Annotated in this window: 9 protein-coding genes; 6 read left to right on the forward strand and 3 right to left on the reverse strand. The window is 69.3% G+C overall.

The window, feature by feature from the left end:
• Positions 1–33: 33 nt before the first annotated feature.
• Both ACIP9H_RS35085 and ACIP9H_RS35090 read left to right on the forward strand, forming a co-directional pair.
• Entirely contained in the window at positions 34–1803 is a 1770-nt protein-coding gene (locus tag ACIP9H_RS35085) for a thiamine pyrophosphate-dependent enzyme (RefSeq protein WP_401592661.1), read from the forward strand.
• Entirely contained in the window at positions 1800–2828 is a 1029-nt protein-coding gene (locus tag ACIP9H_RS35090) for a hypothetical protein (RefSeq protein ID WP_401592659.1), read from the forward strand. The genes ACIP9H_RS35085 and ACIP9H_RS35090 overlap by 4 nt, the downstream gene beginning before the upstream one ends.
• 172 nt (positions 2829–3000) lie before the next feature.
• Here the strand turns inward: ACIP9H_RS35090 and htpG are convergent, their stop codons facing one another.
• Positions 3001–4932, reverse strand: a complete 1932-nt coding sequence (htpG, locus tag ACIP9H_RS35095; protein WP_401592657.1) for a molecular chaperone HtpG — start codon at positions 4930–4932, stop codon at positions 3001–3003.
• Positions 4933–5186: 254 nt separating this feature from the next.
• Between htpG and ACIP9H_RS35100 the strand changes: the two genes are divergently transcribed.
• Together ACIP9H_RS35100 and ACIP9H_RS35105 are read left to right on the forward strand one after the other, a co-directional pair.
• On the forward strand, positions 5187–5939 hold the full coding sequence (locus ACIP9H_RS35100) for a ZIP family metal transporter (RefSeq protein WP_401592655.1): 753 nt from the start codon (positions 5187–5189) through the stop codon (positions 5937–5939).
• Positions 5940–6206: 267 nt separating this feature from the next.
• Complete coding sequence (locus tag ACIP9H_RS35105) at positions 6207–7676, forward strand: FAD-dependent monooxygenase (protein ID WP_401592653.1); 1470 nt, start codon at positions 6207–6209, stop codon at positions 7674–7676.
• Here the strand turns inward: ACIP9H_RS35105 and ACIP9H_RS35110 are convergent.
• Positions 7663–8412: an SDR family oxidoreductase gene (locus ACIP9H_RS35110; RefSeq protein ID WP_401592651.1), complete on the reverse strand. Its 750-nt coding sequence runs from the start codon at positions 8410–8412 to the stop codon at positions 7663–7665. The two genes, ACIP9H_RS35105 and ACIP9H_RS35110, sit on opposite strands and share 14 nt — an antisense overlap.
• A gap of 765 nt (positions 8413–9177) precedes the next feature.
• On the opposite strand from ACIP9H_RS35110, the gene ACIP9H_RS35115 reads away from it, so the two are divergent.
• Positions 9178–10452: a DUF6348 family protein gene (locus tag ACIP9H_RS35115; RefSeq protein WP_401592649.1), complete on the forward strand. Its 1275-nt coding sequence runs from the start codon at positions 9178–9180 to the stop codon at positions 10450–10452.
• Between the two features lie 85 nt (positions 10453–10537).
• Here ACIP9H_RS35115 and ACIP9H_RS35120 read toward each other — a convergent pair whose 3' ends face one another.
• Positions 10538–10993 carry a hypothetical protein gene (locus ACIP9H_RS35120; RefSeq protein ID WP_401592877.1) on the reverse strand — a complete coding sequence of 152 codons (456 nt, stop codon included), beginning with the start codon at positions 10991–10993 and terminating at the stop codon, positions 10538–10540.
• 226 nt (positions 10994–11219) lie between these two features.
• On the opposite strand from ACIP9H_RS35120, the gene ACIP9H_RS35125 reads away from it, so the two are divergent.
• Complete coding sequence (locus ACIP9H_RS35125; protein WP_401592647.1) at positions 11220–12218, forward strand: phosphotransferase family protein; 999 nt, start codon at positions 11220–11222, stop codon at positions 12216–12218.
• Positions 12219–12245: the final 27 nt, after the last annotated feature.

Consider the following 12245-nt stretch of genomic DNA (forward strand, 5'->3'; position numbering starts at 1 on the left):
CCGACGGCACCAGCGGACAGGGAGACACCCGCCATGTCGAGGACAGTGGCCGACGGACTGTGGGAAATGCTGGTCAGCGCCGGTGTGCGGCGCTGCTACGGGATCGTGGGGGACGCGCTCAACCCCGTGGTCGACGCGATGCGGCGCAACGGCCAGGTGGACTTCGTGCACGTCCGGCACGAAGAGTTCGGCGTCTTCGCCGCGGTCGCCGAGGCGAAACTGACGGGACGCCCCGTCGCCGTGTGCGGAACGGCGGGCCCCGGAGTGGCGCACCTGATCAACGGGATGCTGGACGCCCTCAAGGAAGAGGTGCCCGTCATCGTGCTGGCCGGCGACACCGAGACACGCCTGACGGACAGTTCGACCGTCGAAGAACTGAACCCCTACCGGTTCTTCGCGTCCGCGGCGGTGTACGTGGGCCGGCTGGTCAATCCCGCTCAGCTGCGCACTGTCGTGACCTCGGCGGTGATGGCCGCCGTGACCCGGGGCGGTCCTGCGGTCGTCGCGCTGCCTGGTGACATCGCGGCGGCGGACGCGCCGAAGGACCGCTACGAGATTCCGCTGCCGCGACCGGTGCGTGCGCCTGCCGGGGCCGAGGATCTCTCGGTCATGGCCGAGATGATCAATGCGGCCGGTACCGTGGCGGTCTTCGGCGGCGAGGGATGCGCCGGGGCCCACGCCGAGGTGAAAGCGCTGGCCGAGAAGCTCAGCGCACCGGTCGGTTACTCCCTCAAGGGCAAGCAGTTCCTCGAGCACGACAACGCGAACGCGGTGGGGATGACCGGTCTCCTCGGCTACGGAGGCTGCCATTACGCGCTTCAGCACGCTGACCTGCTCCTGATGCTCGGCACCGACTTCCCGTTCAGCGAGTTCCTGCCGCACGGCAGGACCAGGGTCATCCAGGTCGACCGGAACCCGGAACGGCTCGGTCGGCGCGTACCGGTGGCCTTGGGCGTCACCGGCGACGTACGGGCCACCGTGGCCGAGCTGCTGCCGCTGGTCGAACCGAAGGCCGACGGGGCGTACCTCGCCCACTGCGTGGCGGAGACCGAACGTTTCCACCGCAGGATGCGGCACTACACCGACAAGGGTCCTCGTATCAAACCGATCAGGCCCGAGTACCTCGCCACCGTCCTCAGCGACCTCGCCGACGACGACGCGCTGTTCTTCGCGGACACGGGCACTCCCGTCATCTGGGCCGCTCGACACATCAAGTACGGCCCGCGGCGGCGGTTGTTCGGATCGTTCTCATGGGCGTCGATGGCCACCGCCTCACCCGGCGCGTTCGGCGCACAGCTCGCCTTCCCCGGCAGACAGACGATCGCGCTGTGCGGCGACGGAGGGTTCACCATGCTCGCTCTCGGCGATCTGCTCACGGAGGTACAGCACCGCCTTCCCGTCGTGCACATCGTGCTGAACAACAGCAGCCTCGACTTCGTCAAGATCGAACAGCAGGAAGCGGGCTTCGTTCCCTTCGGGACTGATTTGGCCAATCCGGACTTCGCCGCCGTCGCAGAGGCCCTGGGCGCCAGGGGCATCCGCATCGAGGACCCCGATGACGTGGAGGAGGGGCTCGCCGGCGCACTGTCCCACACGGGCGGCCCGGTCGTCGTCGACGTCCTGGTCGACCCCTATGCGCTCGCCGTCCCGGCCCACGTACCCGTCGGCACCGCTGCCGGCTTCACGCTCAGCGCGGCGCGGCAGGTCCTTGCCGGCCGACTCGACGACGTCATCGAGACAGCGACGCACAACGCCCGGCTCATCCGACCGACCACCGGGCCGACCAAGAAAGACGCACGATGACAGACACCCGCACCTCCTCACCTGACGCTCCGGGGGCAGCCCCCTGGCGCGAGATCCACCACGGCGGCTCCCCCGAAGCCGAAGAGGCTCATTTCCGCGACTTGGCGGACATCGTCGTCGGTGTCCAGCGGGCCAACAAGGAGAAGTCCGGATCGCAGGTCTCCCGTCGCACTTTCCACGCCAAGATCGTTGTCGGCGTGGACAACGCGGAGCTCCGGTTCCGGACCGACCTGCCCGCCGACCTGCACGCCGGGCACTTCGTCGCCGGGACACAACTGCCGGTAATCGTGAGGCTGTCCAACGCCAGCGGGACCATCCGGTCCGACGTCGTCCCCGACCTCCGCGGCGCGGCACTGAAGATCAGCCACCCCGGTGGGAGCGAACACGACCTCCTCATGACGAGCTTTCCGGTCTCCCACGCCCGTGACGCCACCCAGTTCGTAGAGATCGCCAGGATCGGTGCCGGTCCCGAACACCTGGTCATGTCACGCATGCTGGAGGCTTTCGGCCCATCGGAGACCGCACGCATCGTCGGCAACCTGCGACAGGCCAACCGCCCGTCCCCCAGTCTGGCTCTGGAGTCCTACTGGAGCCGCGGGGCCATCCTGTGGGGCGATGCCGGACCCGTCAGGTTCCGCATCAGCCCTCTCGCCGGTCCCGAACCCACGTCCGCCCCGCCGCAGAACTCGAACGACGGACTCCGGACCGAATTCGCCGCCCGGCTCAGCGGCTCGTCCGTGCGATTCGCCCTCCACATCCAGAAGTACGTCAACGAGCGACTGACACCGATCGAGGACGGGTCGGTCGAATGGATGGAGGACGATTCGCCCTGGCTCGGCGTGGCCACCCTGACGATTCCCGTCCAGGACATCCTTGGCGAAAGAGGCCTGGCCAACTGCGACCGCGTGGACAGCCTTGCCTTCAACCCCTGGCACGCCCCGCCGGAGTTCCGCCCGCTCGGCAACCTCAACCGCGCCCGCCGCACCGTCTACTCGGCCAGCGCCCGGGAGTGGCAAGCCCGATGACGGCGGCGGAACAGTGCCACTGCTCCCCCTGGGCCCGGTCGGCCTGAACGGCGCCGCCCGCGCCGGAGACGGCAACAGGCGGCACCGTTGGGGAGACGTGAATGCGCTCGGCCTTTCGGCCCGGTGGGCAGCGACCCCACCGGTCCGAAAGGCCCACGCAGGACGGGCCGGGTCAGACGGTGAGGCGATCGGCCATGAGCTTGGCGAAGCGCGCCGGGTCCTTCAGTGCGCCGCCTTCGGCGATGAGGGCCATGCCGTAGAGGAGTTCCGCGATGTCGCCGAGGCCGGCGTCGGCCGGGTCCCCGCCACGTTCGGCGTGGGCCTTGTTGAGGCTGCCGACCAGCGGGTGGCCCGGGTTGAGTTCGAGGATGCGCTTGGTGTGCGGGACGTCCTGGCCCATGGCCCGGTACATGTTCTCCAGCGCCGGGGTGATGTCGTGCGTGTCGGAGACGAGACAGGCCGGGGAGACGGTCAGGCGGGTGGACAGCCGGACCTCCTTCACGTCCTGGGTGAGTACCTCGGTCATCCAGGACAGCAGGCCGGTGTACTCCTTCTGCTGGTTCTCGCGCTCGCTGACGGTCTGCGTGTCCTGCTCACCTGCGTCGAGGTCGACCTCGCCCTTGGCCACCGAGCGCAGCTGCTTGCCGTCGAAAGCGGGTACCGCGGTGACCCAGACCTCGTCGACGGAGTCGGTCAGCAGCAGTACCTCGATGCCCTTCGCGCGGAAGGCCTCCATGTGCGGGGAGTTCTCGACGGCCTCCCGGGAGTCGCCGGTCAGGTAGTAGATCTCCTCCTGGCCCTCCTTCATGCGCTCCACGTACTGCGCCAGCGTGGTCGGCGCTTCCGCGTCGTGCGTGGAGGCGAAGGAGCACAGCGACAGCAGGGTGTCCCGGTTGTCGAAGTCGCTGAGCAGGCCCTCCTTCAGCACGGAGCCGAACTCGCGCCACACGGTGGCGTACCGGTCGGGTGCGCCCGTCATCAGGTCCTTGAGGGTGGACAGGACCTTCTTGGTCAGGCGCCGGTGGATCATCTGGATCTGCCGGTCCTGCTGAAGGATCTCGCGGGAGACGTTGAGCGAGAGGTCCTGCGCGTCCACGACGCCCTTGACGAAGCGCAGGTAGGACGGCAGCAGTTCCTCGCAGTCGTCCATGATGTGGACGCGCCTGACGTACAGCTGCAGGCCGCGGCGGTGATCGGCGGTGAACAGGTCGTGCGGGGCGTGGGAGGGGATGAACAGCAGAGCCTGGTACTCGAAGGTGCCCTCGGCCCGCAGCAGGACGGTCTCGGCGGGGGCCAGCCAGTCGTGGGCCAGGTGCTTGTACAGCTCGTGGTACTCCTCGTCGGTCACCTCCTCCTTCGAGCGCGCCCACAGCGCCTTCATCGAGTTCACGGTCTCCGGCGCGGCAGGCTGCTCGCCCCCGTCGTCCTCCGGGTCGGCGGCCGCCGCTGGGGCCTGTGCCGGCATGCGGATGGGCCAGGTGATGAAGTCCGAGTACCGCTTGACGATCTCCCGGAGCTTCCAGCCGTCGGTGTAGTCGTGCAGCTGGTTCTCCGCATCGGCGGGCTTGAGGTGCAGCGTCACCGCCGTCCCCTGAGGCGCGTCGTCGGCGGCCTCGACCGTGTACGTTCCCTCACCGCGCGAGGTCCAGCGGGTTCCCCGGCTCTCCCCCGCCCGCCGGGTCACCACGGTGACCTCGTCGGCGACCATGAAGGCCGAGTAGAACCCGACTCCGAACTGGCCGATCAGGCCGGCCGCGGCATCCGCGTCCTTGGTGTCCTTCAGCTCCTGCAGCAGCCTCGCCGTCCCGGAACTGGCGATCGTGCCGATGAGGGACACGACCTCGTCGCGGGACATGCCGACCCCGTTGTCGCGAACCGTCAGCGTCCGCGCCTGAGCGTCCGCGTCCAGGGCGATGTGCAGGTCGGAGACGTCCGCGTCGAGTGCGTCGTTCTGCAACGACTCCAAGCGCAGCTTGTCCAGCGCGTCGGAGGCGTTGGAGACCAGCTCCCGCAGAAAGACATCCTTGTTCGAATACATCGAATGGATCATCAACTGCAGCAGCTGACGCGCTTCCACCTGGAACTCGTGGATCTCAGCGGACATGACGAGCGAACCCTCCATAGATCTGTGGCCTACTACCGCACGCACTCTAGACCGAGTGCCGCACACCCCTCAGCAGCATGCCGGGCGCGCGCCCGACGCCCCCGGATGACGGACCGGTGCTCCGCCAGGACCCCGGCGGTCGGGTACGGGCGGCAAAGAGCGGTCCGCCGTGCCACGGCACTCCAGGACAGGGGGCGCCCGTGTGCGCGGAGGGCTGAGTAGCGACCCGTCAGGGCGTCACGCAAGATTGGCTCATGCCGGTTCTGATCGCCGCATGCGCCATGGCCATGACTCTTGTGGGTGGATTCGTCGCGCAGCGGGTCGGTGACCGCCGTCATCTGGTTCTCGGTCTTGCCGCCGGTCTCATGCTCGGCGTCATCGGTTTCGATCTGCTTCCCGACGCGCTGGCCGCTCAGCCACGGCACGTGTTCGGGGTTCCCGCGGCATTGCTGATGTTCGTCGCGGGGTTCCTCGCTCTGCACGTGGTGGAGCGGGGGGTGGCCATTCACCGCGCCCACGAGAGCGAGTACGCGCCCCACACCCACGCGTTGGGGCACACCCACGAGTCCGCGGAGGGAGTCGGCCTGGCGGCGGCGTCAGCGCTCGTGGGACACAGTGTGATCGACGGGTTCGCCATCGGCGCGGCATATCAGGCCGGCAATACGCTGGGCATCGTCGTCGCGATCGCGGTGATCTCCCACGACTTCGCCGACGGCTTCAACACCTACACGATCACCAGGCTCTACGGCAATGCCCGGCGCCGGGCTCAACTGCTGCTCCTGGCCGACGCGCTGGCTCCGGTCGTCGGGGCGGCGATCACGCTGGGCTTCACGATCCCGACGGGGCTGCTGGGCCTGTATCTCGGCTTCTTCGCCGGCTTCCTGCTGTACCTCGCGACGTCGGACATCCTGCCGGAGGCCCACAGCCCCCATCCCTCCAAGGCCACCTTGTTGTTCACGGTGACGGGTGCTCTGCTGATGTGGCTGGTGATCGGGCTCGCCGACTGAGCGCTCACCGTGCCCGCTGTGACCCCGAACGCGGAGCACGGCCTCCACCTCGGGTGCCTGTCATCGGGACGGGACACGCAGCCGCCGGCACGCCGCGCGCAGGGCTGGACCCGGAGGTACGGTTTGTAAAGCCGCCCTGGGGTTGTCAAGGAGCCGGGGCCCCGGCTTGTCGGCATCGCCGCCGGAGGGACGGGCAAGGAATTCCCAGAGGGCCGGCCCATCGCCTCGGGCTCGTCGCGGTGGCCCCGGCAGCCTTGGAGGGGTCGTATGAGCTCCGACAACCGGGTTTTGATCGTAGGAGCGGGCCCCTCGGGCCTGTTGCTGGCGGGCGATCTGGCGGAGGCCGGTGTCAGCTGCACCGTCGTCGAGCGGCGGGTGCAGGAATCGCAGCTCACCCGGGCGTTCGCCGTCCACGCGCGGACGATGGAGCAACTCGACGCCCGCGGTGTCGCCGACCAGTTGCTCGCGACCGGCGTCCGCAACCCGGTTCTGCAGTTCTTGGGGATCGACCTGTCGCGGTTGCCGACCCGGTACCCGCATGTGCTGGTCACACCGCAGTACCACACCGAGCGGGTACTCCGGGAACGGGCCGTTTCCCATGGTGTCGACATCCGGGAGGGCTGGGAAGCCGTCGGGCTCGAGCAGGACGCGACCGGCGTCGACGTTCAGGTACGGGCCCCGGACGGCTCCCCCCAAACGCTGCGCGCGACCTATGTCGTGGGCGCCGACGGGAGAAACAGCATGGTGCGCCGATCCCTCGGCCTGCCGTTCCCCGGCCGCTCCGCGGTGCGGTCCATGATGCTGGCCGACGTCCGGCTGGCCGACCCCCCGACAAAGCCCCCCACCGTAGGGGCAGTGGGCGACGCCTTCGCCATCCTCGTTCCGTACGGCGACGGATGGTTCCGCATCATGGCCTGGAATCGCCACCATGAGATGCCGGACAGCGCACCGGTCGATCTGGAGGAGATCCGGGCCATCGCCCGACGGGCACTCGGCCGCGACTTCGGTATGCACGATCCGCGCTGGATCTCGCGGTTCCACAGTGACGAGCGGCAGTCGCCGCACTATCGCGCCGGGAGGGTCTTCCTCGTCGGCGACGCGGCACACGTGCACTCCCCCGCCGGCGGCATGGGCATGAACACCAGCATCCAGGACTCGGCCAATCTGGGCTGGAAACTCGCTGCCGTCCTGCGCGACGGTGCCCCCGAAGCCCTGCTCGACACCTACGAGGCCGAAAGGCACCCGGTGGGGCGCAGAGTGCTGCGTATGAGCGGCGCGCTGCTGCGCGGTGTCCTGACCACCCCGCGCGCGCTGCGCGGCGTCCGGGACGTCGCCGCCCGGACCGTCCTGCGTCTCCCCCCGGTGGCCTCGCGGCTGGCGCGGGCGATGTCCGGCATCGACATCGCCTACGGCGCCCCGGCGGGCGCGGACCCGCTCACGGGGAGGCGTGCTCCGGATGTCCCGCTCACCGACGGCCGACGCCTGTACGAGGTACTGCGCGGCCGCCGGTTCGTGCTGGTCACACCGGCGGACGCGCCGCTTCCCGCTTCGGTGACCGAAGCGTGGGCCGGCACGGTGGAGTGCGTCACGACGTCCGGTCCGACCAGCAGGTCCGTACTGGTCAGACCGGATGCCTACATCGCGTGGGCCTCCTCCGAGCAGTCCGCACAACGCCGGGCGGACGAGGTGGGGCGGACGCTGGCCGGCCACCGCGGTGACGCGATCAAACCTGGTTGAGACCGCCGTCGACGAAGAGCTCGGTTCCGGTGATGAAGCTGCTCTGGTCGCCGGCGAGGAAAAGCGCCGCCGCCGCCGCTTCCTCCGGGTGGCCCATCCGCCCCAGAGGTATCTGGCCGGCGAAGAAGTCCCAGAGCTTTGCGGCCTCTGCCGCATTGGGAGCGAGCCCGGAGTTGCCGGGGGTCTGGATCGGACCCGGAACGAGGGTGTTCACTCGGATCTTCCGGCTCTTGAGTTCGTTGGCCCACGTGCGGGAGAAGGAGCGGATGGCCGCCTTGGAGGCCGCGTAGACGCCGAAAGCCTCTCCGCCGGAGGTCGCCGCGGTGGACCCGGTGAGGATGACCGAGGCGGCCTCGTTCAGCAGGGGAAGCGCCTTTTGGACGGTGAAGAGCGTCCCCCTCACGTTGATCCCGAAGGTCGAGTCGAAGTGCTTCTCGGTGACGGCTTCCAAGGTCGAGAACTCGCCGCCGCCGGCGTTGGCGAACAGCACGTCGATGCGGCGCCCCTGCCCGGAAACGGCGGCGTAGAGGCGGTCGATGTCATCGAGGTCGGAGACGTCGCCCCGGACCGCGGTGGCGTTCGGACCGATCTCGGCCAGCGCGGCGTCGAGCGCTTCCTGGCGCCGACCGGTGATGAACACGTACGCGCCCTCGGCCGCGAACCGCTTGGCGGTGGCCAGCCCGATCCCGCTGTTACCCCCAGTGACGATGGCTGTCCTGCCGTCGAGCTGTCCCATGATCAAGTCTCCTGTCCGGTGGAGGTCCGACCTCCACAGCTGTAGCTGTACGGCCCGCGCCGACGCGGCGGGGCACGTTATGGACGATACGGTAAAAAACTCGATGCTGGACGGATCGGTCAAAAACTATGACCCAGCCCACTCGGCGCTCGACGCGGACGGTGGGCGGCGGGCGCCGGGCGGACGGGCGGACGGGCGGACGGGCGGCAATGAGATCGCGTCGTCCCCAGCGCCGGCAGGGGGCCCTCGCCCCTGCCCCGCCCCGTCCAGGGCTGCCCGGGACGGGTCGGCCCGCCTCGTGGGAGGGGTTGACCCCGTGGAATGAGGGCCACCGCGGACGTGCCGCCCGCTCCAGCGCCGCCGCGTCGACGCCCGACCTGGCGATCGAGACGAGGTACCGCCCCCGCCGCGCCACGGGCGAAGTCGTGCATGGACGTACCCGCGAATCCGGTCGCTCAGAACCGGTCCCGTGCGACATCCGGGCCCCTGGCCGGCGGCCCGCGACGGACGCGAGGGCGACCTCCGGCCACCTCTATCCCCGTGTGCGGGTCGCGACATGCGCCCCGTCTTTCGGCTCGACGCCGGCCTCACCATCGGCCGCAGCGCCCGCGGTCCCGTCCTCGCCCACGACGACGAGCACTGCACAGCCTGGATGCTGGCGCCGAGGCCGTCGGCCTGCCACGCAATGCCAGGCGACCGAAGGGGCGGCACCGGGCGCACCGTAATTCCTCCAGGCCAACAGGGTCGTCTCAGTATGATCCGCGCATGTCCTGGATACGACGCCGTGGGCGCAAAACCGAGCAGGCCGACAACCGCCTGCCCGACCTGGAGTTCCTCGCTCTGGTGAAGGCGGGCCTCGAGGCCCTCGCGCCCGGCGTGACCGAGGGCGCCGAACTCAAGGGCAACTCGCTGCTCAGCCCGCACGGCTGGGCGGTAGCGGTGACCCCGCCCCAGCACGGGGGTGGCCGTCACTACGACCTGGTCGCGCTGCCCGACGTGAGTCTCCAGCCGGACGTGCCCTGCTTCACGGACTGCGTCGTGGCGGTCGGAGCCGATGCCCGTGACGCCGCAGACACATGGGTGCAGACCGCCGGCGCGTGCCTGCTTGAACTCCTGTACCAGCAAGGGCGCTTCGCAGCGCAGGAGGGCCCCGAGCACGAGCGAGGTGTGACCGACTGGCACTCGATCACCTCCGGCACCGTGGCCTTCGGCCTCGACCCCACCGAGAACCGGCGGATGCAGGCCGCCCTGCTGGAAGCGAACGTCCTGCACCGCGTCGCGGACACGTTCACCGCGGACCTGGAATCCCCGTTCTTCAACGGCGTCAAAGTCTTCTACGGCGGCCGACCCGGCGCGATGGAGGCCGAGATCCGGGTCAACGGCACACGCCACCAAGCCGCCTCCGCGGCCATGGCGGCACTGAACCTGCCCGAGCCGACGACGTTCACGGCGGTCCGCTACTACACGCTGCTGCTCCCGACTCCGGCCGAGGACCCCGCGCCGAGCGGCGCCACGACCGGCCCCGCCCCCCACCACGGCCACGGTGCGCAGTGCTGCTGCGGCGGGGCGCTGGATCCGGAACGCCCGGGCTTCGACTTGGCTCTGCCCCACCTTGTCGCCGAACTCCCCGAGGAGGAGCGGGCGAAGAGCGTACGCGTCGCCACCAAAGCCATGATGGTCGTGGACGGCGTCGGCAACTTCCTCAAAGCGCGGCTCCCGATCCCGCTCCAGGACGGCCGCACGGTGGTCTACCTGGTCTGGATCTACCTCCAGGCCGAGGTGATCGAGGAATTCGTCACCCGTGTCCACGACGGCACCCTGCCCGGGCACCGCTTCGAGGGCCTGCTGTGCAACGCGGTCGGGCCGTGGGGCGAGGAGGTGCTGCGTGCGCCGGTCGTCCTTGAGAGCCCGCCGGCCAAGGAGGAGGGGAGGATCTCCCGCTGCGAGGTGGTCGACTCCACCCATCCACTGCTGGCCAAGGTGCTGAACGACCGCTGGCCCGCGGAGTTCGTGCTCGGCGAGCGCGATCGCCGATCGTAGGTGCGCTGAGCGGCAACCCGTTGCGGGCGCTCCTGTGATCCGCGTTGAGGCGCGTTGCCGGCGGCCCCGCTGACCACACGCATGGTTATGCCTCTGAATCGCGCGCCATCATGTACATGTTCCCGATGTCGGGATCGCCGTAGAAGAAGAACAACTGCACATCGTCGTGTTGATCGCGGTCCACGAAGAAGGACCACGTGTAGGTCGACGGGGGTTCGGGGTCCGAGGAGTCGGCGGACGTCGAGGGGGAACGGCTGTCCACCCGGGTCCGGGCTGTCAGCGCGAGTCGCACGACCTGTCCACTGTCCCTGTCCTTCAGTTGCCAGGTTCCCGTACCGGAGAGACGCCAGCCCTCCTCGAAGTCGAAGTCCTGCCCGTCGAGCTTCTCAACACGAGCCACCCCGTCTTTGCGAAGCACCATGCGGGTACCCTCGACGTTTTCCCAGGCCCCTGCGATCTCGGCCGCCGTGGTGTCGTGGACCCCTGTTCCCCCGTAGTACTGATACGGGCCGGCGCATGCCGTCAGGACAGCCAGAACCACCGCCAAGCCCCCGATGGCCGCCCCCCACGCATGCGGCCTTCTTCCAGCGCCCACCAGGACCTCCCCGCCCTCAGCCGGTCTCGGCCAACCGATAGATGTGGGCCGTGGAGACGTACCTTGCCAGAAGAGTTGAACACGTTCAACTTTCCGACGGGAAGGGTCACGTCCCACTCCGCCGGAGCCGAGCCGTCAGAATGTGCACGAACACGCGGGACGGGAGCCATATATGGAGCTGACAACAATCGAGCGCTCTGCCGGGGCCTTCCAGAAGCCGGTCGGCGCGGCGGAGCTTCAGGCGATCTGCCATCGAGCCTTCGGAAGCCGGGCGCGGGTGGTCTCCGCCGTCGAACTGGGTGGCGGCATGTACAACAACACCTTCCGTGTGGTGGTGACTGGGCAGGATCGACCGGTGGTTGTACGTGTCGCGCCCGAGCCGGGCCTTCAGTTCCGGTCCGAGCGTCAGCTGATGCGCAACGAGTACGCCAGCGTTCCCTGGCTCTCGGTGATCGCACCCCTCATGCCCAGGGTGATCGCGACGGACTGGTCGCACGAGGTCATCGGCCGTGACTGGATGATCCAGACCCTGCTGGACGGAGCGCCCGCTTCCGGTCCTCAGGGTCTCGTCGCGTACCCACGTCCGGCGTGGAGGACGTTCTTCCGGCAGATGGGCGCCATCGCCGGCAGGGTGCACGGCGTACGGGGCCCGCATTTCGGGCCGGTTGCCGGGCCCGGATACGCGACGTGGCGTCAGGCGGTGATCGCGTCCCTGGAGGACATCGCCACGGACCTGGACGCCGAGGGCCTCAACGCGGCCGACATGCGCCAGGTGGTGGCAGTCGCCAGGGAAGAGCCGGCCCTGGACGACATCACCGAACCGCGCCTTCTCGCCGGCGACCTGTGGATCGTGAACGTCATGGTCGCCGAAGGCGCCCCTGAGCCGACGATCAGCGGGGTCCTCGACCTGGACCGGACCCTGTGGGGCGACCCCGCGGCCGACTGGACCATCCGGATGGCCGTGGCCAAGCCCGGCACGGAACGGGACGCGTTCTGGGAAGGCGACGGCTACGGCCCGCTGGACCGATCTCCGGCGGCAGTCCGGCGCTCACTCATCTATCAGGCACGCCACCTGGGAGCCGTACGCCTGGAGCACCACCGCCTGGGGAACACCGGCGGCGTGCGGAGCACCTGCGACGACATGGCGGCAGTACTGACCGAGCTGAACTGACCCGTTCAGCACCCCGCACAGAACGGC

Origin of the sequence: Streptomyces sp. NPDC088732, from assembly GCF_044751205.1 — a bacterium.
GTDB lineage: Bacteria > Actinomycetota > Actinomycetes > Streptomycetales > Streptomycetaceae > Actinacidiphila.